Below are 26,799 nucleotides of genomic sequence, written 5' to 3'. Positions count from 1 at the left end.
GTAATGAATCTCGTAAGGGGTTTGATATCCGTTTGCCGCTGGCCTTCTTTTCTTCAAATAGACGGTCCATGCATATTCATAGATTGGTTTATATGTTCCTTCATTTGTAGTATTCCATGCTTCCCATACGCATGGGGCAATTGCTGCACCGTTCCCAAAGGAGTACAATAAACACAGTTGCAAAAGAGGATGATTGGGCTTCGCACGCCTATCCTCTGATAATGCAAACGTATCGACTATGACCGGTGCTCGACAATTGCTTTCTATTACGAATCAGGAGAAAATAACGATGAAAACGACACGCAACAACATTCTGTATTATTCATCCACTGCGCTTATTATTACATCAGCTATTTCACTCATTATGCCCTTCTTCGTCTCCATAGTTGGCGGTCTGCTGGCTGCAGGGCTCACTCGCAGTTACGATCTGAGCGGCTATTTTTTGGGCACACTGGGGGCTTCCCTCTTTTTGGTTAACTTGCTCGCGATTCTCATCCATCTTCCGTTTTTCTATGCCGGATTCATCGGAAGGAAGAATGCGGATAATCCGCAAATGGGCGGACGACTGTATACCTTCGGTATCATCATGCTCGTTCTATTTATTCTGTTTCTGCTAAAAAAATTAGCCTTGTTTACCCTGGTGCAATGCGTCATCGTCGCCCTATATACCATCGGTGCGTACGAATTAAAAACCGGAAAAGTGGTGCTATCGCAATACTTCGGACAGGTTTCGAAGGTGGATATGGATAACGAGGATAGGGATGATGCGCAGTAACTTGCAAAACCATTGTCATAGTGCATAACCTAAAAAAACGGATTGTCTCCTGCTAAGAAGACAATCCATTTTTCTATTCGCCATTCTATTGGCAAGGAGAAAAAATCAAGAATCCTGCTTCGCCTACTCGCAAGAGGAAGCCACTTCTTCGACATCAAAAAGAATAGTGCCATCAGCGAAAAGAAAACAGGGGATTCCGATCTTCCCCTCGTCTTTAACGGACGTAAATTCTTCTCGATCGTCCCGAAGGTGCAGAAATTCTTTCAGGTTTGCCGTGTTTGCAGTAATATCCACGGCATCATAAGAAACCCGTCGTTCTGCAAGAAGCGTTTCCGCGTGTCGGCAGTCCTCACACATCCTTGAAAAATACATTTTCATGCTACACCTCTCGTTCTCCACAACCTTGCTGTTCCAAAGACTGTATGTCCTTCATTCACCACTTGGAATAATCCACTACTTAAGATTATCCCCGCTACATAGGATAGCCCACCACTTTACGACAACAAAAGCGTGTCGCTTTCTGCGCCGGTAGCCGAAACTTGACGGAATTTTTCAAGCAGATCATCTACCGTCAATCGCGCCTTTTCTTCTGCGCCTACATCAAAAATGATACGCCCGCGATCTAACATAAGAAGGCGATTGCCCATGCGCAACGCATCACGCATGTTATGCGTAATCATGATCGTCGTCAAATGGTCACGACGCACGATGCGATCCGTAATGCTCAGGACGGTTGCTGCCGTATTGGGATCCAACGCCGCCGTATGCTCATCCAGAAGAAGCAGCTTCGGCTTTTGAAGCGTAGCCATCAGAAGGGTAAGCGCCTGACGCTGTCCTCCGGATAACAAAGCCACCTTCGTTTCCATGCGGTCTTCAAGACCAAGACCAATCTCTTTGAGCAGCGTGTAATAGCGTTCGCGCTCTCCCTTGGCAACACCCCATCGCAGCGTGCGACGTTTTCCGCGACGCGCGGCGATAGCGAGGTTCTCCGCAATTTGCATACCGGGGGCAGTTCCCACCATGGGGTCTTGAAATACGCGTCCAAGAAAGCCGGCACGCTTGTTTTCCGGAAGGCGCGTAATATCTATCCCATCCAGAAGAATACGTCCGGAATCAATCGGAAAGGAACCCGCAATAGAATTAAGCAAGGTCGATTTTCCCGCACCATTTCCGCCGATTACGGTGACGAAATCACCGTCGTTTAACGTGACAGAAATGCCGTTTAGAGCGCTCTTAGCGTTCACCGTTCCGGCATGAAAGGTTTTGTAGACCTGTTGAATATCAAGCATCACGTTCTCCCTTCTCCGTTGTCGCAGAAGTCTGCGAATTGATGACCGTCGCCGGTTGCGGTCGGAACAACTGCATCTGCCTTCTCCAGTAGGGAACCGCCAGGAAAATAGCCACGATAGCTGCGGAAATCATCTTCAGGTCATTGGTGTTCAACCCGAAAAGAAGAACAATCTGCAAAATCAGGTAATACGTAATAGAACCGATGGCAACAGCCAACATTTTCAGAGCAAAGTTCACAAAAACGCGTCCGAAAAGCACTTCCCCGATGATGAGGGCTGCCAAGCCAATGACGATGGCACCGCGTCCCATGTTAATATCTGAAGCTCCTTGGTATTGCGCAAGAAGCGCGCCAGAAACGGCAACCAAACCATTAGAAAGAGCAAGTCCCAGAATAATGTTGCGCTTGGTATCAATTCCCTGTGCGCGCGCCATGATGGGATTTGAGCCAGTAGCGCGAATGGCGCTTCCCCGTTCTGTGCCGAAGAAATAATATAAAACAACAACGACGACCAAAACGAAAAAGGCTGTTAAAAAGAGCGGATTTTGCAGCGATAAGTCGCGCACATAGCGTTGTGAGACAATGAGATCGTATTTGTCCACGCCAAGCGGCTGGTTGGCTTTTCCACCCATGATGCGTAGGTTGACAGAGTAGAGGGCAAGCTGTGAAAGAATGCCGGCTAAGATGGCTGGTATCCCACAGCGCGTATGCAGAAGCCCAGTGATAGTGCCGGCAAGATAGCCAACCAGAAACGCCAGTGCCAGCGCCAACCACGGCGACAAGCCGTTGCGCATGAGCATGACCATCGCCGCTCCTCCGGTAGCAAAAGAACCATCCACGGTCATGTCCGGAATATCCAGAACGCGAAATGTTAAATAGACCCCGATGGCGAGAATCGCCCAGATAAGCCCTTGACTAATCGTGCCGGGCAGGGCATTAAGAAGTACGGACAACATGTTCCCCTTTCCTTGTTCTCCTGCGCATCAGCTGTGCAAAATCGCGCAACCGACGGCAGCATCAACACCATTTCCGCTTGTTATTTAGAAGAATCCGCCGTTCCTTCTATGACGTCGTAATCTTGCGGAATCTTCACACCCAGCGCTTTTGCGTTCTTCTCGTTAATCTTCTTTTTGATTTCTTTCGCGGAAGCGATGGGCATCTGTGAAATGGACTCTTCTCCACGCAGCACCTTTGCTGCCATCTGTCCGGTCAGCTCGCCCAGCTTGTAATAATCGACCGCAATGGACGCTACACCGAGAACCTTGGCGGATTGTTCTTCTGCTGCGATCATAGGCTTCTTTGCCGGTAAAACAATATTTGCAATGGCTTCGGCATTCGAAGCCGCAACATTATCCGTTGGCATATACAGAATGTCCGCTTCGGCGACCGCTTTCTGTACTACCGCTTGAAGGTCATTGGAGTCGGTAAACGAATAATCCTTAACATCATATCCGGCTTGGACAAGCAATTCCGTCATATTCTTCACTTGGAACACGCTGTTCGCTTCGGAGGAAGAATACAAGATCCCTACGCTATGCTTTCCGGGAAATAAATCTTGAAAAATATCGACTTGCTGCGCAAACGGCGCAAGATCCGTCGTTCCGGAGACATTCGTTCCTACTGTTCCCTCAAAGTTAGTAAGCTCCAGGGCAGAAGCATAATCGGTCACCGAAGTGCCAAGCACCGGAATGGTTGCCGTTGCGGCTGCCGCCGATTGCAGCGGTGCCGTGGCATTTGCCAGAATGAGGTCAACATTTTGCGCGACAAAGCCGTTGATGATGGTGGAAACCATGGCGGTTTCTCCGGACGCATTCTGTACATCAAAGGACACTTTATCGCCCAATTCTTTTTTGAGAGCATCCTCAAACCCCTGCGTCGCTTTATCCAAAGAAGGATGCTGCGCAAGCTGTGCAATGCCCACTTTCCAGGGACCTTGCGTATTTACGGAAACCGTCGTAGCATCGTTCCCACTTTCGTTTTCTCCCGAAGAGGCCTCCGTCGCCGAGGAAGACGCCGGCGCATCCTTTGCCCCACACGCAGTAAAGACGAATAACAACGCCATCAGCCAAAGTACTTTTGCCCAAGTGGATCGCCGCGATGTTGCGGAATAATCATCTGAAATGGAATAGTTCATCATGTTCTCCTTATCCTACATATCCGTCAAGAAATCTCCCGTGCTTGTCTACACGGTAACTTGCCGATTTATTGTTCTTTTGATGTCGACAGTTCTTCGTAGCCTTCCGGAATCGACAGTCCGAGGGCTTCGGCATTTTGGCGATTGACCATCTTTTTTGCCGAGGGAGCGTATTCAATAGGCATATCCTGTATTTGTTTCTCGCCCCGTAGAATGGCGGCAGCCATTTTTCCGGTCGCTCGTCCCAGCTCCTCATAATCGATGGATACCGTCGCTATGCCAAAAACTCTTGCCGGCTCGGCTTCCCCGGTAATCACCGGACATTTCGCCGGTAAAACAATATTGGCAATCGCCTCCGCATTGGAACTGGCGACATTGTCGGTCGGCTCGTAAAGCACATCGCTCTCGGCAACCGCTTGGGTAACGACTGCCGGCAAATCGTTGGAATCGGTAAAAGAGAAAGGCTTCACGGTATATCCCATGGCAACCAGCCTTTTGGTCATTTCCTGCACCTGGAAAACACTGTTCGCTTCAGAAGTGGAGTAAATAATGCCTACCGTTTTTGCGTTGGGAAACCATTCATGCAACACCTCCGCCTGTTCATCCAGTGGCGCTAAGTCGGATGTACCGGACACGTTTGTTCCGATGGTTCCGTTGAAGTCCTTCAGTTCCAACGCCGTAGCATAGTCCGTAACCGACGTTCCCAAAATGGGAATGGTCGATGTCGCCGAGGCTGCAGCTTGCAAGGGTGCTGTGGCATTTGCCAAAATTAAATCGGGATTCGCTGCCACAAATCCATTGACGATCGTCGTGACATTCGCGACTTCGCCGGAGGCATTTTTAACGTCAAAGGTGACCGCATCGCCAAATTCTTCCTTAAGCGCATCCTGAAAACCGCGCGTAGCGCTGTCCAATGCCGGATGTTGTGTCAGCTGGACAATCCCGATGTGATAGGATTTTCCCTCTTTTGCGTTAGCCTGCGTATCGCTTTGCATTCCGCCATCCGCAGAGGTTGCCGGTGTGTCGTTTGTCTTGGCGCACGCACTAAAAACGAGTGCTATCGCCAATAGAAAGCCGAACATCCAAAATCGCTTTTTCATTTTCTTTCCTTTCCGTTTCCTTACACCACCTTGGCACATTTCCGGCACAGACGAACCAAAAAAGCGGCTCGTCCGAAGACCGAGCCGCTTTTGTCGACCACTCTTCCTCGGACGTTACCGCACACAAAAATAGGTAAAGTAAAAGTAGGTAAAGTCCGACGCGAAAACAGAGAGCGTATTTTTGGCAGAAAGAGCCTGTTGTGCATTGCCCATCAAGTTTCGATTGTCCATCGATTTTTGCATCCTGCTCCCTCTCCATTCGTTTTTATAACCATAGCGGAAAACGGAAGAAAATGCAAGACCATCTCTCGCAATTTCTCCCGTTTTGACGACCATCTTAACGACTTATTTATCCTGACTGCTGTTATCTTGATGCGACTGATCTTCTTTTGTCCGTAGACTCTCCTCGATGAAGCGCTCCTCCCCCGTCGTATTTAAGAGACTAATCACGTACGAGTATCTATCCGGCATCGGTTTTTCTACTGTCGGCGCAAAATCAAAGGTAAGATCAAACTCGTACAACTCGTCCATCGGAAAGTCTTTATGGGGATTGACAAAAGTGATCTCAAACGGCTTTCCTAGCGCCATATTCATCTGAAAATTCTCACTCTCCGTCGTTAAGGGATACGCCTCATGCTGGTCGCGCTTTTTGATTTGTGCACTGACCATCGTCGCATACATACTGTTGATCTTGCCCTCTGCCATCAACTGATCCATACCGGAAAACACATGTGTTTCCAACTTTGCCACAAGAGTGTTCTTCTCTTTGTTGTAGCGCACTTCTATCAAGTCCACGCCTGACAATACGGAGCGCGCCGGCAGCGTTACCTTCTCCTCTTTTATCGTATCTTCCGATGTCGTATTCTCTACCGCTTTGGATTCTTCAACACTTTCTGACGGCGTCGTCGCCTCCTTCGGTGCACTCTGCCCTCTCCAAAAATAGCCTGCCGCAAAGGCGCATACGACCAGGACAATACTGAACAAGATGAAATAGCTTTTATTCTTCGTCATAATTTTCATCTCCTCACTTTACTGTTCTGCATTCGGAGACTCTACATTCTTTGCCCGTACAAATGCAAAGTAAAAAGCATCCCTTATCTCAACTATAACACTATTTTTTTTGCTGTCAATCGTTTTCCTTTTATCGTTGAGCGAATAAATAGCCTGCTCCAAATTGCCAATTTTCTGGCAAAATTGACCATTCTGATGCGCACGAAAGAATAAAAAAAAGAAGAGACGTTTCCGTCTCCTCTCTTCTGTGTGTTTGGACTGTGCGATGCCCCGTGTGATTATGCTTCGTCGGTCACCGTTTCTTTCGCCGAGGCCGCCGCATCGTCTTCGACTTCATTTCGCTCACCGGCTACCGGTGCATCCTCTTCCTCATCATCAATGGATAGTGGCTCATCGTCCGTTAGAAGCTCATTTTTACGCGCTTTCAGTCCGGCGATGCGTTCAATATCCTCTTCCATGCCATCATAGGTGATCCCACTCTGGCGATAGGATTTCATCCCGGTACCTGCCGGAATAAGCTGCCCGATAATGATGTTTTCTTTTAAGCCGCGCAAGTCATCGACTTTTCCCTTGATGGACGCATCCGTAAGCACGCGCGTCGTCTCTTGGAAGGAAGCGGCGCTGAGGAACGAATCCGAAGCGATGGAGGCTTTTGTAATACCCAAGATTTCATAATCAAAGGATGCCGGCGTTTTGCCCTGCTCTTCCAGCTTCTTATTTTCCACTGCCACAAGGCGCTGGTTGACCATTTGCCCCGGAAGGAAATGCGAATCGCCGGATTCGGTGATGCGTACACGCTGCAGCATCTGCTTGATAATGATCTCAATGTGACGGTCATCAATGTCAACACCCTGAATACGGTACACCTTCTGCACTTCACGGGTGATGTAATCCTGTACCGCCTTTACACCGAGAATCTCCAGAATATCGTGCGGATTGAGGGAACCTTCCGTCAAACGATCCCCCTTAGCAATGACATCGCCGTCATGCACCACAATGGTCGTACCGAACGGAATCGCATAGGTTTCCTGATGTCCGTCTTCGGACGTTACTACGACATCCTGACGCTTCTTATTGTCCTGAATCGAAACCGTACCGCCGTTTTTGGTGATGGTGGCAAGTCCCTTTGGCTTACGCGCTTCAAAAAGCTCTTCAACACGCGGAAGACCTTGGGTAATTCCCGTTCCAGCAACACCGCCCGAATGGAAGGTACGCATGGTCAACTGTGTACCCGGTTCACCAATAGACTGCGCAGCGATGATACCGACCGCTTCGCCGATATCGACCGTCTTGCCGGTGGCAAGGTTTCTGCCGTAACATTTTGCGCAAACACCATGCAGCGCATCGCATTGCAAAACCGAACGCACCTTAACTTCATGGATGCCCGCATCCACAAGAGCATCGGCCATAGATTCCGTCACCATTTCATTGTGACGCACCAACAGTTCTCCGGTTGTCGGATGCAAAATGTCCTCAAAACTTGTGCGCCCAATAATGCGGCTCTTGAGCGACTCAATCATTTCATTGCCTTCCCGAATATCCGAAACGGTAATGAAACGATCGGTTCCGCAATCGTCCTCCGTAACGATGACATCCTGCGACACATCGACGAGACGACGGGTCAGATATCCGGAGTCCGCCGTACGAAGAGCCGTATCCGACAAGCCTTTACGTGAACCATGCGTGGAGATAAAGAATTCCTGTACCGACAGCCCTTCACGGAAATTCGCACGAACCGGAATCTCAATGGTCTTTCCCGTTGCCGTCTGCATCAAGCCACGCATACCCGCCAGCTGACGAATCTGCTTCATAGAACCACGCGCACCGGAGTTCGCCATGATAGCGATGGAATTGTGCGGATCCAGCGTCTTGGTGATGGCTTTTTCTACATCATCCGTCGCCTTCGTCCAAGTATTGATGACAAATTCATAGCGTTCATTTTCCGAAATCAAGCCGCGACGCGCCATGCGATCGTAACTTTCAACATCCTTTACCGCTTGGTCGAGAATATCCTTCTTCTCCTCCGGAATATGCACGTCATTCATCGAAACCGTTAACGCGCCGATCGTGGAATAGCGATAGCCCGTCGATTTGATGTAGTCCAGAAGGCGGGAAGTGCGAATGTTTCCATGTTTGCGATAGCAACGATCCAAAATATCCGTTAACTTCTTTTTATCGACCAACACGTCCACTTCCAGACCATAGGGATCTTCCTTACGGTTGACGTATCCCAAATCCTGCGGAATGCCTTCGTTGAAGATAAAGCGACCAACGGTGGAAACCACGGCTTTTCCGTGATCTTCGGCATTCAAACGATGCTTTACCGCCACTGGCGAATGCAGGGTGATGTAATGGTTGGCAAGCGCCTTATTCATCTCATCCAGATCTTCATAGTAGGCGACCGGCTCTTTTTGGCTCGGTTCTGCCGTCAAATAGTAGGAACCTAAAACCATATCCTGCGTCGGGGTCGTAATCGGCTTGCCGTCTTTAGGCGCCAGAATATTGTTCGTGGACATCATGAGCAAGCGTGCTTCCGTCTGCGCTTCGGAGGAGAGCGGAACGTGAATCGCCATTTGGTCCCCGTCAAAGTCGGCATTGTATGCCGTACACGCGAGCGGATGCAGCTTAATCGCTTTTCCTTCCACCAGCACCGGCTCAAACGCCTGAATACCGAGACGGTGCAAAGTCGGTGCGCGGTTTAAGAGCACCGGATGGTCTTTAATGACTTTTTCCAACGGACCCCAGACATTCTCGTCTTTGCGTTCCACCATCTTTTTGGCGTTTTTAATATTGTGCGCCAGCTCCTGCGCTACCAGTTCACGCATAACAAATGGCTTGAATAGCTCTAACGCCATGTCTTTCGGCACGCCGCACTGATAGAATTTCAAATTCGGACCGACGACGATAACCGAACGGCCGGAATAATCCACGCGCTTACCGAGAAGATTCTGACGGAAGCGTCCGGTTTTCCCTTTCAATAAGTCGGAAAGACTCTTTAACGGACGATTGGAAGCACCCGTTACGGCTTTTCCACGACGCCCGTTGTCAATTAATGCGTCCACCGCCTCTTGCAGCATACGTTTTTCATTGCGCACAATAATGCTTGGCGCCCCAATGTCCAATAAACGCTTTAAGCGGTTGTTGCGGTTAATCACACGACGATAAAGGTCATTCAGATCGGAGGTGGCAAAACGTCCGCCTTCGAGCTGCACCATCGGGCGCAAATCGGGCGGCATAACCGGCAGTACCGTCAGGCACATCCACTCCGGACGATTTCCGGAGCGAAGAAAGGCTTCCACCACTTCCAGACGGCGCAAAGAACGCACACGTTTCTGTCCCGTAGCCTCCTCCAGTTCCTTCGTCAACAGACGCTGTTCTTCTTCGAGATCCACTTCGCTAAGCAGCTGCTGCACGGCCTCCGCGCCCATCTTGGCAACAAAGCCGTCACCGTATTGTTCGTAGTAGCGGTTATATTCGTCCTCACTAAGCAGTTGCTTTTTATACAGATCGCCTTCTGCTTCGCCCGGATCTAAAACCACATAGTTGGCAAAATACAGCACCAATTCCAACGCTTTCGGACTCATGTCCAAAAGCAACCCCATGCGGGAAGGAATGCCCTTGAAATACCAAATATGCGAAACCGGCGTCGCCAGCTCAATGTGCCCCATTCGCTCACGGCGTACTTTGGACTTGGTCACCTCAACACCGCATTTTTCACAGATAACGCCCTTAAAACGGATGCGCTTATACTTTCCGCAGTTACATTCCCAATCCTTTGTCGGACCAAAAATCTTCTCACAGAATAAGCCATCTTTTTCGGGCTTCAAGGTACGATAGTTAATCGTTTCCGGTTTTTTGACCTCACCATGCGACCAGGAACGAATTTTCTCAGGCGAGGCAATCTGAATTTTAATGGCATCAAATGCATTGGTTTGTCTCATGTGGATAGCCTCCTCTATTCCTCATCGTCATCCGCATCATGAATCGAAAAGCCGAGCGCATTGAACGCATCCTCATCGTCCTCGACATCCTCTTCATCCAACTCGTATTCCTCATCATCGGAACCGAGCATGTCATTCTCTCCCGCGCGGTGCAGGAAGGAACGCGGCGTTTCTTCGTTCTGGCGTTCGTCCAAATCGTCAATCTGCGAGAAACGGGTCACGTCATTAATGTCGTTGACCAGGGTTACTTCTTCCCCTTCTTCATCCAGCAGTTTGATATCCAGTGCGAGCGACTGCAGTTCCTTAATCAGTACCTTGAAGCTCTCCGGAATACCCGGCGTCGGGATATTTTCCCCTTTGACAATGGCTTCATACGTGCGCACACGTCCGGTCACATCATCCGATTTCACTGTCAGCATCTCCTGCAGGGTGTGCGATGCGCCATACGCTTCCAACGCCCATACTTCCATCTCACCGAAACGCTGTCCGCCGAACTGTGCTTTGCCACCGAGTGGCTGCTGGGTAACCAGCGAGTACGGGCCGGTTGAACGCGCGTGAATCTTTTCTTCCACCATGTGATGCAGTTTAAGAATATACATGTAGCCAACCGTCACCGGATTGTTAAACGGTTCGCCGGTACGCCCGTCACGAAGCTGGAGCTTACCGTTGATAGGATATCCCGCTTTGGTCAATGCCTCTTCAATATCTTTATCGGATGCTCCGTCGAAAACCGGCGTCGCAACTTTCCAACCCAGCTTTTTCGAAGCCAGACCGAGGTGGACTTCCAACACCTGTCCAAGGTTCATACGCGAAGGAATACCTAGCGGATTCAAACAAATCTGAATCGGCGTACCATCCGGCAGGAACGGCATATCTTCTACCGGCAAAATACGAGAAACCACACCCTTATTGCCGTGACGACCGCACATCTTATCGCCGACCATAATTTTACGTTTCGTGGCAATGTAGACGCGAACGACCTCGTTGAGCCCCGGCGCCAGATCATCGCCATTGGCGCGGGAATACTTCTTAACGTCTACAACAATACCCGACTCGCCATGCGGCACTTTCAGCGAAGCATCGCGTACCTCACGCGCCTTCTCTCCGAAGATGGCGCGCAGCAGACGCTCTTCCGGCGACAGCTCCGTTTCTCCCTTCGGCGTGACTTTGCCGACTAAAATATCTCCGGCTACGACCTCTGCGCCGATGCGAATAATGCCGTCTTCGTCCAAATTGCGACGCATATCTTCGCCGATATTGGGGATGTCGCGCGTAATGTCTTCGGGACCGAGCTTGGTCTCACGTGCCTCACAACTGTGTTCTTCAATGTGTACCGAGGTCAGCGTATCATTAATCACCAACTCTTCATTGATGAGCATAGCGTCTTCGTAGTTATAACCTTCCCAGGTCATGAAGGCGATCAAAATGTTTTTGCCCAAAGCGATCTCGCCTTCTTCTGTAGAAGGACCATCCGCGATGATTTCGCCTTTTTCCACCGTATCCCCTTCATCGACGATGGGGCGTTGATTGAAACACGTACCTTGGTTTGCGCGGCGGAATTTGAAGACTTTATAGCTCTTCTCTTCGCCGGACTCGTCTCCACGAATGACAATATGGTCCGCATCTACTTTTGTAACCACGCCGGACTCGCTTGCGGTAATCACTACACCGCTGTCCAATGCCGCCTTGTGTTCGATACCCGTACCAATCATCGGTGCTTCTGTCTTAATCAGCGGCACCGCCTGACGCTGCATGTTCGTTCCCATCAAAGCACGGGTAGCATCGTCGTTTTCGAGGAACGGAATCATCGCCGCTCCCACGGAAACAATCTGCTGCGGCGAAACGTCCATAAATTGCACGACTTCACGGTGATAAATATCGTTCACCGCATTGATTCCTCGACCGGAAACGCGCTCATTCAGAAAATAGCCGTTCTCATCCAGCGGCTCGTTCGCCTGTGCCTTAATGTAATGGTCTTCCTGATCCGCCGTGAGATACACAATTTCATCGGTCACCCGACCGGTTCCGTGCTCCACCTTGCGATACGGCGTTTCGATGAAGCCGTATTCATTGATGCGTCCATATGTGGTAAGGGACGTGATCAAACCGATGTTCGGACCTTCCGGAGTCTCAATCGGGCAGATACGACCGTAATGCGAATCATGCACGTCGCGCACTTCCGCGCCGGCGCGATCACGAGAAAGACCGCCCGGTCCAAGTGCCGACAAACGACGTTTATGGGTCAGTTCAGACATCGGATTGGTTTGATCCATGAACTGAGAAAGCTGAGACGAACCGAAGAACTCTTTGATAGCCGCCGTGACCGGTCGTACATTCAACAGGCTTTGCGGCGTCGCCAAATCAGGATCTCCCGTCGTCATGCGCTCTTTCACCACGCGTTCCATACGCGAAAGACCAATACGGAACTGATTTTGCAGCAGTTCGCCAACGCAACGCACGCGGCGATTGCCCAAATGGTCAATGTCATCCACGTTGCCTACGCCGCTGTAGAGATTGAGCTGATAGCTGAAGGTTGCCAAAATGTCCGCCGTCGTGATGTGGCGCGGGCTAATTTCCTGACGCTGTTTTTTGAGATATGCCGCTTTTTTCTCCACCGTATCGTATTCTTCCGGCTGTGCTTCAAACTCGGCAAGTGCCTCCTGCATGGCAGGCCAGTACAGTTTCTCGCTAAAGCCCAATGCCGGAAAATCAATGCCTTCCAGCTGTTCTTCAAACGCCCGGTGGCTAACAAAATGGTTGCCCACCACACGCGCCGTCTCCTGTTGCTCGGCATTGGCGTAGATATCGACAATGTTGATGCCGGCGTACTCAATAGCGCGCGCCAGCTCTTCGTCGATAGCCTCTCCTTTGGAAGCGATGATTTCTCCGTCTTCACTGACGGCATCCGCCGCCAGAACATGACCAACAATACGATTCGCGACGGTGAGCTTCTTGTTGAACGTATAACGCCCCACTTTCGCCAAGTCGTACCGGCGGGGGTCAAAAAATAAATTATGAATGAGCGGGTCAGCAGATTCCACCGAAGCTAAATCACCCGGTTTTAATTTGCGATAGATTTCAATCAAAGCGTCTTCGCGCGTGCGGGAAACCTCTTTTTCCAGCGTCAGGCGCAGTGCTTCGCTGTCTCCCAGCACTTCACGCATTTCTTCATCGGTTTCAAAAAGAAGCGCACGAATCAATGTGGTGGCTGGCAATTTGCGCGTACGGTCTATACGGATGTTCACGACCCCGTGTGCATCATTGTCATATTCCAACCATGCGCCACGATTCGGAATGACCGTGGAAGACACCATGACGTTGCCGGATTTATCAAAATCCTTAGCATAATAAACGCCCGGCGAACGAATCAACTGCGAGACAATGACGCGTTCCGCGCCGTTGATGATAAATGTTCCGGAGTCGGTCATCATAGGGATGTCGCCCAAGAAGACTTCCTGCTCCTTGACATCCATGATTTCGCCCTCATCAATTTTAATTAGGCGAACTTTCACTTTCAGTTTACGTGCATAGTTGACATCGCGCTCTTTGCACTCTTCTACAGAATACTCCGGCTCTTCGTCAAAATAATAATCAACAAAATCCAGCACCAGCTTGCCCGCATAATCACGAATCGGAGAAACATCTTCCAGAACCTCGCGCAAGCCTTCTTTCATAAACCATTCGAAACTGTTCTTTTGAATCGCCAGCAGATTCGGAAAGTCCAAAACCTGCGGAATGCGCGAAAAACTCTGGCGCACCGTGCGACCATACAATTGAGTATGATTATGCATAAACACCCCTTCTTTACCGCAAAACGAAAAACCGGAACGAAAAAACTTTGCTATTAGACAGCTTCAAATATTAGCACAACAAAAGAACCCCTGTCAAGACACGCCGGGGGTAAACTCGTTAAAACGAGCGAAAATTCAAAATTCTTTTTTAGGATACACGCATCGAACCATTTTGTCAAGTGAACCGCCCGGATGCGTGGAATCGAAATTCTGCCGTTTCAAGAAAAACAAAAAAAACAGGCAAGCACCTTCTAACAAAGATACGTTGCCTGTTTTTGAAAAGCAAGGAAACGGAAAAATCGATTATTCTTCCCGTTTGTTTACCGCAATGGTTACTTCATGACCATTGATATCCACTGTCTCCCCTTCGGCTTCGTCCACCCGGTCGAACACGGTGGATAGCGTCTCGCTCTGAATTTGTCCTGACGCGTTTTCCAGCACCTTCGCCACGTCCTCTTTCGCGCAATAACGAATGGTAATGCGGTCGGACACATCATAGCCGTTATTTTTTCGCATCTGCTGCACTTTGGAAATAAATTCGCGCACATAGCCTTCGTCAATCAGTTCCGGCGTCAGCGATGTCTCCAATACAACGAACGTATCATGGTCAGAGGTTACATCGAATCCTTCTTTCGCCTGGTAGTTGACTAAAACATGATCTTCCGTAACCGTCACATCGTGTCCGTTTAACGGCAGAGTAATCGCTCCGTTGTGCAGCTTTTGCAAGAACTTCCGTGCGGCAGTCTCCGCAAGATATTTGGCAAACGCCTTCATATCTGCCCCCAGTACTTTACCGGCAACCTTAAAATTAGGCTTGAGCGAAACTTGCATGAAACGATCCAAATCATCGGAGTAGATGACTTCCTTAACATTGAGTTCTTCCGCAATCAGCTTGTCTAAGTTGTCTACAATGCTCTTTAAGGATCGATCCACGCGAATGGCGGAAAGCGGCTGACGCACTTTTATGCCGGCGTCTTCACGCGCCGCACGTCCGAGATTCACCAGACGGCGCACCAAATCCATTTTCTTCTCAAGAGCCTCATCGATGACCCCTTCGTCCGCCTGCACCTGATACTCGAGATGCACCGAATCCATCTCTTCCCCCTGCGTCAGCGCTTGATATAGCTCATCTGCCAAAAATGGCGTAACAGGAGCAATCAGTTTGGAAAGACCGTACAACACTTCCCAAGTGGTACGGAATACCGCCTGATTCTCCGGCGTTTCTTCCGAAGACCAGAAGCGATTGCGATTACGACGGATATACCAGTTGGAAAAATCCTCCACAACAAAGTCAGAAATCGCATGAACTACGCGGTTGTAATCGAAACGATCCATGTCGCAATGATACTGCCGTACTAAAGAATGGAAACGAGAAAGCAGCCAGCGGTCAATTTCGGGACGTTTTTCCACCGGACAATCGAATGTGCGCGGATCCCATTCATTCGTGTTCGCATAGAGGGCAAACATCGCGTAGACATTCTTAATGGTGCGGAAAAATTTCGACTGCACCTCTTTTAATCCGGTCACGTCAAAACGTGTCGGCAACCACGGCGGCGATACGTACAAGGAGTAGAAACGCACCGCATCCGCACCATACTCATCAAAGAGGGCAAAAGGATCCAGCGTATTGCCTTTGGACTTGGACATCTTCTGCCCGTTTTTGTCCAAAATCAGATCGTTAACCAAAACACGGCGATAGGGCGAACGTCCGGCATAAAGCACAGAAATGGCCATCAGCGAGTAAAACCAACCGCGTGTTTGATCAATGCCTTCGCTGATAAAATCCGCCGGAAAATATTCCGCCTCAAAATCATCCTTGTGTTCAAACGGATAATGACGCTGTGCAAAGGGCATCGCACCGGAATCAAACCAAACGTCAATAACGTCCTCTTCACGGTGCATAATGCCTCCGCATTCCGGGCACGTCAAAGTAACGTTATCGACATATGGACGGTGCAGCTCGATGCTATCGTCTATATCCTCCCGCGCTTCTTCCGCCAGCTGCTTGCGCGAACCAATGGAATGCTGATGTCCACAATCTTCGCACACCCAGATGTTTAGCGGCGTACCCCAGTAGCGGCTCCTTGAAAGCGCCCAGTCGTTCAGATTTTCCAACCAGTTTCCAAAGCGTTTCTCACCGACATAGTCGGGATACCATTCCACCTTGCAGTTTTCCTCCACCATCTGTTCTTTGAACTGCGTAACATTGATGTACCAAGACGGCTTAGAGTAGTAAATAAGCGGCGTGCCGCAACGCCAGCAATGCGGATAATTATGCGTAATCTTCTGCTTCGCATACAGCCGGTTGTGTTCGCGCAGATACTGAATCACTTCCGGATCGGCATCCATAACGAAGGTTCCCTTATACGGGCCTTCTGCGAACGCTCCCTGTTCATTGACCGGATTGACATACGCCAAATCATAACGTCTTCCGGTTCGGTTATCGTCTTCACCAAATGCCGGAGCCGTATGGACGATTCCCGTACCGTCGGTGGTGGTGACATAGTCGGCAAGCGTCACGAAAAAGGCCTTTCCCGTCACATTGATAAAAGGCAAAAGCTGTTCATATTCTCGGTATTCGAGATCCTTGCCCTTCATGGTTTCCAGCACTTCCACAGACCCGTATTCTTTTTTCAACACGCCATCCATCAGCTCTTTAGCAAGATAGTAAATCTCCTCGCCCTGGCGCACTTTCACATACTCTACGTCGGGATGCACGGTAAGCGCCACATTGGACGGCAGCGTCCACGGTGTCGTTGTCCAAGCAAGAAAATACTCGTTCTCTTTGCCTTTTACCGGAAATTTCGCATATACGGTAGTGACTTCGTCTTCGCGATAACCCTGTGCCACTTCGTGGGAAGCAAGACCTGTACCACAGCGCGGGCAATACGGGAGAATTTTCGCGCCTTTATAGACTAAGCCGCGTTCATGAAAATTATGCAGCAGGTGCCATACCGTCTCAATATAGTCGTTGTCCAACGTAATGTAGGGATGCTCCATATCCGCCAAAAACGCCATGCGCTCGGACATATCCGTCCAAAGATCACGATAGCGGAATACGGATTCACGGCATTTTTTATTAAAGGCTTCTACGCCATAGGCTTCAATCTCGCTTTTCTGGTGAAAACCAAGAGCTTTCTCTACTTCAATTTCCACCGGCAAGCCATGGGTATCCCAGCCCGCTTTTCGGCGAACCTGATATCCTTCCATCGTCTTATAGCGGTTGGTCATATCCTTCAATGTTCGAGAAATGACGTGATGAATGCCCGGACGACCGTTTGCCGTCGGCGGACCGTCGAAGAACACAAATTTTTTCTTCCCCTCGCGTTCTTCCACAGAGCGATGCAGCAAATCCATTTCTTTCCAGACTTTACTGCGTTCGATCTCTCCTTCACGCACATTTTCCGGTAAGCTCTTAAACGCCATGCCTTCTCCCTTCTCCCCACAACGCGATCAGCCAATCGCATATTCATATGCCTTACTTCAGACGGTAGTATTCTCTCATTATACACAACCCACTTTTTCACGAGCGGTTTTCTCTATCGCCTCTGCCGCCGCCAAGGCACTTGCCCATGCCCAGTGCAGGTTATATCCTCCGCATTCCCCTTGAATGTCGAGTACCTCGCCGACCAGATAGAGTCCCGGACAAAGGGTAGATTCCATCGTTTGGTTATTCCATTGCCCGGTATCCACTCCGCCACAGGTCACTTGACCATGGTCGTTCTTATGCGCTCCAATAACAGAAAAGTCCCAGTGACAAGCTCGATGAAGCAGACGGGCTGCCTCTTCTACAGTGGAGATGCTTTCACCAGACAACCGGCATTCGATAAGAAGCTCGTCCACAATCTGCGCCGGCAAAATTCCGCGAAATAACGTCTTTAATGCAATGTTCGGAAAGCGCTCCGCCAATGCAGAAAGGTAGCCAAGCCATTCTTCTTCTTTTCGCTCCGGAAGAAGATTGACCGTTAGCGACACAGCCTTATTTTCCTTTTCTTTCTCTTTACGAGACGGCGACGTTTGACGCATGTCGTTTAGCGCATCCAAAACGCGATTGGATATCCGCAAAATGCCCGTTCCGGAAAGACCGTACGCAGTAAAAAGCACATCATCCGTAATACACTGTTCCTGTGCGGAAATCTGCGCTTTGACCTTTACGCCGGAAAGCGCTGCTGTGCGTACCGTTTCCCGAACAGCAAGAGGAACGATTCCGGGATGCAGTCTCGTCAGACGATGTCCCGCTTCTTTTGCCAGCGTATAGCCATTTGACCACTCTTTTTTTCCAATTCCATAACTTCCGCCGGTGGCAAGAAGGACGATATCCGCCGTAATCCGCTCTCCGGTAGAAAGTGTCAGAGCAAAACATGTATCCTGTCGGTTCAGCTTTTCCACCGAACAATCGGTTCGCACCGAAACACCCGCACTCTTCATCCATTCCATCAGGCGGTCGGCAACCGTATCGGCACGCAGTGTCATCGGGTACGTCATCCCACTTTCCAACGTAGTATAGGGTATTCCTAAAAGCGAAAAAAAGCGTACCGCCTGACGAAAGCCAAAGCGTGCAAGAACCGGCGCTGTCCGTTCTGCGCTTTCTCCCGTATAATGTTGCGTCGAAACGTGCGCATTCGTAAAATTGCAGCGTCCGTTCCCCGTAGCGCGAAGTTTGCGCAAGAGCGCATCGCCTTTTTCCAATACCAAAATCTCCGTGGGAGAATTATTTCCAATAGAAGTGGTGTTCGAAAGCGCATCGGTTTTCGTTTTTGGCGAAATGGGCATTTGGCGTTTCACACCAGCCGTGATTTCTTGGGAATCCGCTTCATGAAGCAGAGCAGAAAGTAGATCCGGACGGCTTAATAGCCCAGCGGCACAAACTCCTGCCGCTCCGCCGCCAATGACTACGATACGCATGAAGAAGCCTCATAATAACGGCAATGCGCACGAAGGTTACAACGGTCGCATTCCGGACGGCGCGCTTTACAAACATAGCGCCCTTGAAAAATCAACAGGTGATGCGCTTCCGACCACACGTCGCGGTCAAGAAGACGCTTTAGGTCTTCCTCGCACGCGGACACATCCTTTGAAGCAGAAAGCCCTAAACGGTTGGATACGCGAAACACGTGGGTATCGACGGCAATGGCAGGCACGCCGAACGCATTGGAAGCAACGACATTAGCGGTTTTCTGCCCCACGCCGGGAAGCGTCACCAAAAGAGAAATCTCCTGGGGAACTTCGCCGTTGAATTCTTCTTCCAACAGGGCTGCGGTATGAATGATATTCTTTGCCTTGGTTCGAAAAAAACCAATGGAGTGAATGTACTCTTCCACCTCGCTCTGCTCTGCTTTCGCCAGTGCTTCGGGAGTAGGATACGCTTTGAATAACGCTGGGGTTACACGATTGACTTGTTTATCCGTCGTCTGCGCGCTTAACATGGTGGCGATCAAAAGCTGAAAGGGATTCTCTGCCACGAGTTCCCCTTTGGCATTCGGATGCGCTTCCCGCAGCATGGTGATGATTTCCCGCGCTTCCTTCTTGGTCATTCGTTTCACGGCGATCTCCTTTTCTGTCCTGTCCGGATTTGTTTCCGAAAATCGTTGAAGTCTATTATAATAAAGTTCACGCAAGAAACAAAACCGTCCGCATCTTTCCGGTTGTTTCGTCGGGAAAGATTTCTTCGTAGATTCTGCCAATAGCTTCTTCCCGTTTGTGCTGAGAAGGAAAGAAAAGAAAGGAAACACATGTTTAATCGCAGCAAAAAAGAGTTCGCCCAGTTCGATTGGCTGTTATTGCTCGCTGTTTTGGGATTAAGTCTGTGTGGTTTTTTTGTCGTTTTTTCCGCGACCGCCTCACGCGGAGGGCAATGGCACGCCTTAAAATCGCAATTTGCCGCTACCGCCATCGGACTGCTGTTCATTGTCGTTTTTCAATTTGTGGATGCGGATTACCTCAAAAAGTTGGCATTTCCTGCTTATGGAGCAGCGATTTTTCTCCTTGTCTCCACCATGCTCTTTGGAATCGGAGAAGATGCCTGGGGCGCGCGTTCGTGGCTGCGTCTCGGACCTATCACCTTTCAACCTTCTGAATTTGCGAAAATCGCCATTATGTTAGCCATGGCGATGTTGTTAGAACGGTATCAGCATCGCATGAATAAAATCACGACCATTTTGCTGCTCGCCGCCATTATGGGGGTTCCGATTCTTCTCATTTTGAAACAACCGGATTTCGGAACCGCTGCTGTATTTGTGTTTTTTCTCGCCCTGATGATCTTCTACGCGAACATTCACTGGGGCTATATCCTCGCCGCACTCGTCGTGGTCATCGTTGCCACACCTCTGTTCTATCAACATCTCACCCCCATGCAGCAAGACCGCATCCTGAATTTTTTTAATCCCATGCGCGATATTATGGGCAGCGGCTATCAAACCTATCAGGGGCTCATTGCCATCGGCTCCGGACAATTGTTCGGCAAGGGATTTCTAAAAGGAACGCAAACTCAATTCGGCTTTATCCCGGAACGAGATACGGACTATATTTTTGCCGTCTTGGCGGAAGAATTCGGTTTCATCGGCGGTCTTCTTCTCATTCTGCTCTATGCCATCGTTTTGGTGCGCATTCTGCGAATTGCCAAAAGAGCGAAGGACATGTTTTCCGCCTCCTTTTGTGTAGGCGTAGCGGCCATGCTCTTTATTCACATCTTTGAGAACATCGGCATGACCATCGGACTAATGCCACTGACTGGCATTCCGCTTCCTTTTCTCTCCAACGGCGGCACATTCCAGCTCATCAACATGATTTGTATCGGTCTCGTGCTTTGCATCTCCTCCCAACGACTCCCGCTGGATTTTGGAGCGGATCCGCCTGCCGTATCCCCTGTATTGCGACAATAACCGGAAGACTCCATAGCATTTCCCACAGCAGTGCCGTCGTGCGCTGCTGTTTTTCTGTTTGCGCGACCAGCCGTTTTCCCCATGGAAATAGATTCTCACGATACAGTATTGTTCCTTCCTGATCTGTGCGATGCCAGAAAATCCCATGTTTCTGTAAACGTCTAAGGGTGGATGGCGCGGGATGCCCGTAGCGGTTCTTCTTCCCACAACTAATGATGGCTTGTTCCGGACATATACGTGAAAGCAGGGCATCCGATGTGCCTCTTCGCGATCCGTGATGTGCCACTTTCAGTAGAGCAATTCCAGAAGGCAGCGCCTGCGCCACAGCCTCATCCTGCTCCTGATCTCCCATAAACAGTACACCTCCGCCCCATTCCAAAAAAAGCACCAGACCATGATTGTTTTTATCCTTAGCGTCCCACTGTCCCGCTTGAAGAACGGTGAAAACAAGTGGCTTTTCCCATGGTAGTCGCTTATTCTTCAGTAGCCATCGTTCCCCTGTATTGACCTGCCGATGGGAAGAGCCGATTCGTTTTTCCGGATACGTTCTTTCATCCGCCGCCGGTGCGGTAATCACTTCCTCCACCGGCATCCTTTGCCGTATGCCCCTCAAATTACCGTCGTGGTCATAATCATCATGCGAGATAAAAATGCCTTGCAATCGGTTTATCCCTCGTTCCCGCAGCATCGAAACCACCGTCTCCGCCTGGATATTCTCTCCCGTTCGATAATTCTTTTTGCCTCCGGTATCCACAAGCACCGCCTCTTTTCCATACCGGATGAGAAAACAGTCGCCTTGTCCCACATCCAATGCTTCCAAGGAAGGGGGAAGAAAAGGCAGAAGCAATACTTGTCGAAGCACAGTAAAAACAAGCCACAGAGATAGCACTTGACACAGTCGATTTCGTTTCTGCCAAAACAAGAAACCATGCGCATCTTCTCTTTGTCTTTGCATCTTGAATTGCGTAAGCCACCCCAGTTGTGCGGCAAGCAACAAGAAAACAAGCAGAACGTAGAGAGCAAGTCCTTCCATGGAAAACGAAAATGTATATCCTGGCAGAGCAATTGCTGTAAGCCCTTTGAGCAGCAGCGAAAACACGCCGTAACCCAAGCGATAGAACAAAATACAAAGCTCGGAAAGAAAAGACAAAGGCAGAAGCGAACTAACAAGAGAGAGAATGCCCAAAGCGAACAAGACAGAAAAAGCAGGTATGGCAAACAAATTGGCAAGTAATGTGGAAGGCGTTTGCGCAATACCTGCACCAGCTAATACCGGCAAGGTAAAAAGACTAATCCAAAAGGAACGCCGAAAAGACCGCCGAAGCACGCCTCCGCTCTCCCGAAGCTGTTCGATAGCGTGCACAAAGGCACCGGCGGCAGCACAGAGAAAGGACAGACGCAAGCCAAGATCTCCCACACGGTAGGGTTGAAAAAGAAGAATAACACTCAAGGCGAACAACCACGCTTTTGCCGGATGCAATTCGCGTTTTTGCGCGATCGCCACTTCTTGAAAGCACAAAAACAACCACGCGCGCAAAATAGATGCCGGAAAAGACAAAAACGCAGCATAGCCGAACAATGCGACGAGCAAAATCGCGGCAATTTGTCGTCGGGAAAGAGGAGAAAAGGCCAGAATCGCCATCCCCCAAGAAAACAGCAGATGAACGTGTAAGCCGCTTGCCGCAAGCAAATGCGCCAATCCGAGAGTGCGCATATCCTCTTGTAGAGAAAACGACCCCTGAACGTCTGCGCCCATAAGCACGCGCTTAAGCAGCGCAAAAGACGCACCGCCTTTTGCATCAAAAAACGCTTCCGCCTTTTTCCGCAACCCTTTTATAGGAGAGTCCTGCTTACTTTCTTTTCTTTCTGCCCCCTCTTCCTCGCGAAAAAGCGCAGAAACTATGGAATCGGACTTCTCTGCTTCCCCTTCCCTGAACGTCTTTTGCGTGTTTGGCATATCGTGGGAAGAAAAAACAAAAAATACAAGTATTCCCAATAAGAATGCTATGCTCCACTTTCTTTGCTTGCGAAAGAGCAGAAAAGCAAGAACACATCCTATCGCAAACACTCCCTCTTCCGCAAAAATAACGCCGGCAATAAACGATGCCATGAGCGCAATTTCCACTCTTTCTCCTTTCTGCAAACCGATTCGTCTCTTGTTTGCAGTATAAAACAACCGTTGTCTCAGGGTATCCCCCTGTCGGCAACGGCTGTTTCATTCTTCGTTTATTACAATTCTAATCGTTCTATTTTTTACGCATCTCTTTTTTGGCACGTTCTTTCTTTGGTGCAGGATCGTCTGAAAAGGTCTCGATCAGCCGAACCAACCACGCCGTCGCCAGCGCAATACAGCCGGCAACAAAGAAATAAACGCATCGCCACATGTTCTCTAAACCGGCAATCTGCGCTTTTAAGGCAATGCCTCGAAAAAAGAACACCACCCCTAAAATAATCCCTACGGCAGCAGGGAGATATTTTATTCCTTTGTACGAATGAAATACCACATAGAGCAAAAGCGTCAGCGCCACGAAGAGCAAAATCATCATGGGAAGCATAGTTAAGTTCGCTTTATATTTTCCGATAATCCCGAATAAACTTGCCATATTCTCTCTCCTATCTGCTGCTATCTTACCATAGAGGGTAGTTATGCGCTATAGACAACTTCTTAAGACAAAACGTATAATTGAGGTGGATTCCATACATAGCATTTGCACGCATCATCATGAGGAGGGCTTATGAAAAAACGTTTTCGATTTCGAGCACTGATTGCGCTTGTTCTGCTCTGTGTCGTCGTAGCACCCCTTGTCGGTCATGCCGATGTCGGCGGAGGCGTAGACTGGGGCACAAATGACTGGGGCGGCGATTACGGCGGTAATGATTATGATTTCGGTGGAAACGATTATGGCGGAAACGATCATTACAGCGGCAGCAGTTCCGCAAACAGCATTGATCCGTTTTTTCTGTATTTCCTTGTTCGAAATCCGTGGGCAGCGGTCATCGTAATTGCCTTCTGGTTTATCCGTTCGCGTGCCAAACAGAAAAACGGCGGAAACCCCTCTGCAACATCACGTCCGTCCTCTTCGGCATCGGTAAAGCCAAAAGAGAATGTCAATCTGGATGCCCTTTTAGAACGTGATCCGAGCTTTTCCAAACCGGAATTTCTGCTGCGCGCTTCCGATGTCTTTATCGCTTTGCAGCAAGCCTGGACAGCCAAAGACTGGCGCGGCATTCGGGCATTTGAGTCCAACAGTCTGTATGATCAACACGCTCGTCAATTACAGGTATACATTGATAAAGGACAAACCAATGTGGTGGAAGATATTTCCATCCTCAATACCAACTTTGACGCCTATGAAGAAGACCAGGAAAATTCCTACCTGAGCATTCTTCTGGAAGCTCGCTACCGCGATTACGTGATTGAAGATGAAAGCGGCGAAGTCATCAAGGGCGATAAGGAAAGCCGTTACACCATGACCTATCGTATGCAGTTCATGCGCAATCTCGAAGTAAAGACCGAAAAAGCGACGGAAACCAAGGTCACGCAATGCCCGAATTGCGGTGCTTCGTTATCGATCAGTCAAAACGGTATTTGCGAATACTGTGGCGCAGAAGTGACCACAGGAGCGAATCAATGGGTACTCACCGCCTTACAACCTCTGCAACAGCGTCGTTCCTAAGCCTCTACTCTATTGGGTTGCGTCGTTCATCGGGTACGCGGTCCGCAAGCCACATGAACACCAGCCCGAAGATAAAGAAAATCGCCAGCGTCGCTACAGCAATATTGATCGTGCCTCCGGCATATTTCACCATGGCAATGGCAAACGATCCTAAAAAGGATGCGCCTTTGGCAAAAATATCATAAATGCCGAAGTATTCACCGGCATGTTCCGGCGGAATGATTTTGGAGTAATACGAACGTGACAGTGCCTGAATCGCTCCCTGGAACATGCCGACGCCAAATGCCATAATGCCGAATTGCCACAGCGCCTGCAGACGAAGAGCATAAAGCGAAACCGCAAGGTAACCGCCAATGCAAACCATAATGAGATTTGCCGTCCGATAGGTTCTGGACAGACGAGCAAAGAATAGCGAAAAAGCAAAAGCTACTACTTGGGTTCCCAGCAATACAATCACTTGCCCCACGGTATCCAAGCCCAAATCCGTTCCAATATTGATGGCGTTGTTAATGATCGTCCCCACACCGTCAATATACATAAAGAATGCTAATAAAAACAGGAAGACTTTTCGCTCGTGACGGACAATGTCGATCAGGGTTTTTCCCACGGCAGAGAAACTCGAAAGCAGCGGAGGGGCTTCCTTTTTTACGTAATTCTTTTGTTCATAGGTCTTCAGCAGCGGAATAGTGACCGCAAACCACCAAATCGCAGTCACAACACAGCCGATGAGCCGGGCAATGCCAGGATCTAAAATGTGCAGCATCTCATCGGCAACATACGCCAATAAGGCAATCAGGAAGGGAATACAAGAACCGATGTACCCCCATGCGTATCCATGGGAAGAAACCTCATCCATTCGTTCCGGTGTCGTTACATCGACCAGCATGGAATCATAGAACGTGAGCGATGCCGAATACGCAATTTTCACGAAAATAAACAATAGCAAGAATAATAACCAGCTTGTCGTTACGCCGAAGAGCATACAGCCGATGGTGCCAATGGCTAACGAGGTGGTAAAGAAAGGTTTCTTATAGCGACGATAGTCAGCAATATTGCCAAAGACTGGACCAAGCAACGCAACAATGACGGTGACGATGGAAACACTCAACGCCCAATGCCCCGTCGCTTCATCGGAGGTCAATCCGCCGGGTTGTCCGGTAATCGCCAATACCTTGAACCAGATCGGAATCAGTGTGGTAGCAAGCATAGTAAATGCCGAATTTGCCACATCATAGAGTACCCAAGACAGTTCACCGGGTGTAAATTTCTTCTTTAATCCTTTCAGCATTGTGTTCCTCTCTCCCCTTACTCATTATGCGTAGTGTAGATCCAGTTCACCGGAAGGCGTTCGTACTTCTTCAAAATGCCGAGCAAAAAAAGCGTCCAATTCGCCTTCGTCCTGCAAAAAAGCAAGAAAGCCGGGCAACAATATCTTTGCGCGAACCAGTGCCTCTTCACGCAACGCATCCAAACGAATATTGGAAGCGGAACAGCGCGGATCTTCTTCTTTATCCAAAAACAAATCCCCAAAATTGCCTTTTATGTGAAATAGAGACACCAGACCTCGTATCAGCCCGCGTTTTATGCCGGATGGCGAATAAAGCAGATGCAGCGTTTTTACCTGCCCCGTCAGCACTTCCTGCATGACATCCTTCGTTAACCCGAAAAAAGGAGCTATGCTTTCCGCCGCCTCTGCGTTTGCACAAAGCAGCGTCGAGCGGTCTTCCATAGTGGGCTCTTTGCCTTCCTTGCGCAGCAAATGCGCGTCATACTCCGCCTCGATTTTATTATGCGAGACGCCTGCGCGCAGAACATGGGCTTCCACAAAAGTATGACAGGTCGCATCCAAAAGAAAATGCGTATAAAACCCCAAAATATAAGCGAAATGCGCTTGTTTCTCTGCCTCGTTCTGCGTGCTCCGTAAAATATTTTTGGCTTTGGAAAAGAACACGCTGCCCGGTTGACGATGTATAGCCCCGCCCAGTCGGTTTATTTCATTTGCTTTCAACGGATGATAATAAAAAAGCAAATCCGGTCCATGCACTCCAAAATTGTATACGTCACGGTGGGCATCCACACAAGACTGCCATTCATGCGGAAGCAAGTCGCGCACAGCTTGCCCAAAGGCATAGTGTGTATAGGTTGTCGGCATGATTCCCCCTTTTTTCTTCTGTCTTCCGTTCTCATTCTACCAAAGACTG

Annotated in this window: 18 protein-coding genes; 3 read left to right on the top strand and 15 right to left on the bottom strand. The window is 49.4% G+C overall.

The window, feature by feature from the left end; all coding sequences use genetic code 11:
• The first annotated feature begins 193 nt into the window (after nucleotides 1-193).
• Nucleotides 194-775: a hypothetical protein gene (locus RDL68_RS00565; protein WP_308539717.1), complete on the top strand. Its 582-nt coding sequence runs from the start codon at nucleotides 194-196 to the stop codon at nucleotides 773-775.
• Nucleotides 776-898: 123 nt separating this feature from the next.
• Here RDL68_RS00565 and RDL68_RS00560 read toward each other — a convergent pair whose 3' ends face one another.
• The 11 genes from RDL68_RS00560 to nth form a co-directional block, all read right to left on the bottom strand.
• Nucleotides 899-1,153 carry a glutaredoxin domain-containing protein gene (locus RDL68_RS00560; RefSeq protein ID WP_308539716.1) on the bottom strand — a complete coding sequence of 85 codons (255 nt, stop codon included), beginning with the start codon at nucleotides 1,151-1,153 and terminating at the stop codon, nucleotides 899-901.
• Between the two features lie 116 nt (nucleotides 1,154-1,269).
• Nucleotides 1,270-2,064 (bottom strand): ATP-binding cassette domain-containing protein, encoded by a 795-nt coding sequence (locus RDL68_RS00555; protein ID WP_308539715.1) that lies wholly within the window; start codon nucleotides 2,062-2,064, stop codon nucleotides 1,270-1,272.
• Nucleotides 2,057-3,019, bottom strand: a complete 963-nt coding sequence (locus RDL68_RS00550; RefSeq protein ID WP_308539714.1) for an ABC transporter permease — start codon at nucleotides 3,017-3,019, stop codon at nucleotides 2,057-2,059. The genes RDL68_RS00555 and RDL68_RS00550 overlap by 8 nt, the downstream gene beginning before the upstream one ends.
• Before the next feature lie 80 nt (nucleotides 3,020-3,099).
• Nucleotides 3,100-4,197: an ABC transporter substrate-binding protein gene (locus RDL68_RS00545; RefSeq protein ID WP_308539713.1), complete on the bottom strand. Its 1,098-nt coding sequence runs from the start codon at nucleotides 4,195-4,197 to the stop codon at nucleotides 3,100-3,102.
• A 68-nt stretch (nucleotides 4,198-4,265) separates the two neighbouring features.
• Nucleotides 4,266-5,297, bottom strand: coding sequence for an ABC transporter substrate-binding protein (locus RDL68_RS00540; protein ID WP_308539712.1), 1,032 nt, complete (start codon nucleotides 5,295-5,297; stop codon nucleotides 4,266-4,268).
• A 345-nt stretch (nucleotides 5,298-5,642) separates the two neighbouring features.
• On the bottom strand, nucleotides 5,643-6,308 hold the full coding sequence (locus tag RDL68_RS00535) for a hypothetical protein (protein WP_308539711.1): 666 nt from the start codon (nucleotides 6,306-6,308) through the stop codon (nucleotides 5,643-5,645).
• Nucleotides 6,309-6,586: 278 nt separating this feature from the next.
• On the bottom strand, nucleotides 6,587-10,249 hold the full coding sequence (rpoC, locus tag RDL68_RS00530; RefSeq protein ID WP_308539710.1) for a DNA-directed RNA polymerase subunit beta': 3,663 nt from the start codon (nucleotides 10,247-10,249) through the stop codon (nucleotides 6,587-6,589).
• Between the two features lie 14 nt (nucleotides 10,250-10,263).
• Nucleotides 10,264-14,040: a DNA-directed RNA polymerase subunit beta gene (gene rpoB, locus RDL68_RS00525; protein WP_308539709.1), complete on the bottom strand. Its 3,777-nt coding sequence runs from the start codon at nucleotides 14,038-14,040 to the stop codon at nucleotides 10,264-10,266.
• A 303-nt stretch (nucleotides 14,041-14,343) separates the two neighbouring features.
• Complete coding sequence (gene ileS / locus RDL68_RS00520; protein ID WP_308539708.1) at nucleotides 14,344-17,466, bottom strand: isoleucine--tRNA ligase; 3,123 nt, start codon at nucleotides 17,464-17,466, stop codon at nucleotides 14,344-14,346.
• Nucleotides 17,467-17,544: 78 nt separating this feature from the next.
• Nucleotides 17,545-18,945, bottom strand: a complete 1,401-nt coding sequence (locus RDL68_RS00515) for an aminoacetone oxidase family FAD-binding enzyme (RefSeq protein ID WP_308539707.1) — start codon at nucleotides 18,943-18,945, stop codon at nucleotides 17,545-17,547.
• The gene (gene nth / locus RDL68_RS00510; RefSeq protein ID WP_308539718.1) at nucleotides 18,933-19,574 is read right to left on the bottom strand and encodes an endonuclease III; all 642 of its coding nucleotides are present in this window, start codon (nucleotides 19,572-19,574) and stop codon (nucleotides 18,933-18,935) included. The genes RDL68_RS00515 and nth overlap by 13 nt, the downstream gene beginning before the upstream one ends.
• Before the next feature lie 198 nt (nucleotides 19,575-19,772).
• On the opposite strand from nth, the gene rodA reads away from it, so the two are divergent.
• On the top strand, nucleotides 19,773-20,921 hold the full coding sequence (gene rodA, locus RDL68_RS00505) for a rod shape-determining protein RodA (RefSeq protein WP_308539706.1): 1,149 nt from the start codon (nucleotides 19,773-19,775) through the stop codon (nucleotides 20,919-20,921).
• Here rodA and RDL68_RS00500 read toward each other — a convergent pair.
• Nucleotides 20,818-23,046, bottom strand: a complete 2,229-nt coding sequence (locus tag RDL68_RS00500; protein ID WP_308539705.1) for a ComEC/Rec2 family competence protein — start codon at nucleotides 23,044-23,046, stop codon at nucleotides 20,818-20,820. The genes rodA and RDL68_RS00500 overlap by 104 nt on opposite strands.
• Nucleotides 23,047-23,167: 121 nt before the next feature.
• Nucleotides 23,168-23,524 carry a hypothetical protein gene (locus RDL68_RS00495; protein WP_308539704.1) on the bottom strand — a complete coding sequence of 119 codons (357 nt, stop codon included), beginning with the start codon at nucleotides 23,522-23,524 and terminating at the stop codon, nucleotides 23,168-23,170.
• Nucleotides 23,525-23,656: 132 nt separating this feature from the next.
• Here RDL68_RS00495 and RDL68_RS00490 point away from each other — a divergent pair, with 132 nt between their 5' ends.
• Complete coding sequence (locus tag RDL68_RS00490) at nucleotides 23,657-24,598, top strand: TIM44-like domain-containing protein (RefSeq protein ID WP_308539703.1); 942 nt, start codon at nucleotides 23,657-23,659, stop codon at nucleotides 24,596-24,598.
• Nucleotides 24,599-24,602: 4 nt separating this feature from the next.
• Here the strand turns inward: RDL68_RS00490 and RDL68_RS00485 are convergent, their stop codons facing one another.
• Both RDL68_RS00485 and RDL68_RS00480 read right to left on the bottom strand, forming a co-directional pair.
• On the bottom strand, nucleotides 24,603-25,886 hold the full coding sequence (locus tag RDL68_RS00485; protein WP_308539702.1) for an MFS transporter: 1,284 nt from the start codon (nucleotides 25,884-25,886) through the stop codon (nucleotides 24,603-24,605).
• Between the two features lie 24 nt (nucleotides 25,887-25,910).
• The gene (locus RDL68_RS00480; protein WP_308539701.1) at nucleotides 25,911-26,750 is read right to left on the bottom strand and encodes a zinc dependent phospholipase C family protein; all 840 of its coding nucleotides are present in this window, start codon (nucleotides 26,748-26,750) and stop codon (nucleotides 25,911-25,913) included.
• Nucleotides 26,751-26,799 lie beyond the last annotated feature (49 nt).

The organism is uncultured Murdochiella sp., from assembly GCF_902488755.1.
Taxonomy (GTDB): domain Bacteria; phylum Bacillota; class Clostridia; order Tissierellales; family Peptoniphilaceae; genus Murdochiella.
The sequence above is the reverse complement of the archived record's forward strand: the minus strand, read 5'-3'. Positions and strand labels throughout refer to the sequence as shown.

Coding starts and splice junctions, on each gene's coding strand:
- RDL68_RS00545 (WP_308539713.1), bottom strand. CDS start 4,197: ATGAACTATTCCATTTCAGATGATTATTCCGCAACATCGCGGCGATCC.
- RDL68_RS00535 (WP_308539711.1), bottom strand. CDS start 6,308: ATGACGAAGAATAAAAGCTATTTCATCTTGTTCAGTATTGTCCTGGTC.
- rodA (WP_308539706.1), top strand. CDS start 19,773: ATGTTTAATCGCAGCAAAAAAGAGTTCGCCCAGTTCGATTGGCTGTTA.
- RDL68_RS00560 (WP_308539716.1), bottom strand. CDS start 1,153: ATGAAAATGTATTTTTCAAGGATGTGTGAGGACTGCCGACACGCGGAA.
- rpoB (WP_308539709.1), bottom strand. CDS start 14,040: ATGCATAATCATACTCAATTGTATGGTCGCACGGTGCGCCAGAGTTTT.
- ileS (WP_308539708.1), bottom strand. CDS start 17,466: ATGGCGTTTAAGAGCTTACCGGAAAATGTGCGTGAAGGAGAGATCGAA.
- nth (WP_308539718.1), bottom strand. CDS start 19,574: ATGACCAAGAAGGAAGCGCGGGAAATCATCACCATGCTGCGGGAAGCG.
- RDL68_RS00480 (WP_308539701.1), bottom strand. CDS start 26,750: ATGCCGACAACCTATACACACTATGCCTTTGGGCAAGCTGTGCGCGAC.
- RDL68_RS00550 (WP_308539714.1), bottom strand. CDS start 3,019: ATGTTGTCCGTACTTCTTAATGCCCTGCCCGGCACGATTAGTCAAGGG.
- RDL68_RS00495 (WP_308539704.1), bottom strand. CDS start 23,524: ATGGCAAGTTTATTCGGGATTATCGGAAAATATAAAGCGAACTTAACT.
- RDL68_RS00515 (WP_308539707.1), bottom strand. CDS start 18,945: ATGCGTATCGTAGTCATTGGCGGCGGAGCGGCAGGAGTTTGTGCCGCT.
- RDL68_RS00485 (WP_308539702.1), bottom strand. CDS start 25,886: ATGCTGAAAGGATTAAAGAAGAAATTTACACCCGGTGAACTGTCTTGG.
- RDL68_RS00490 (WP_308539703.1), top strand. CDS start 23,657: ATGAAAAAACGTTTTCGATTTCGAGCACTGATTGCGCTTGTTCTGCTC.
- rpoC (WP_308539710.1), bottom strand. CDS start 10,249: ATGAGACAAACCAATGCATTTGATGCCATTAAAATTCAGATTGCCTCG.
- RDL68_RS00540 (WP_308539712.1), bottom strand. CDS start 5,297: ATGAAAAAGCGATTTTGGATGTTCGGCTTTCTATTGGCGATAGCACTC.
- RDL68_RS00555 (WP_308539715.1), bottom strand. CDS start 2,064: ATGCTTGATATTCAACAGGTCTACAAAACCTTTCATGCCGGAACGGTG.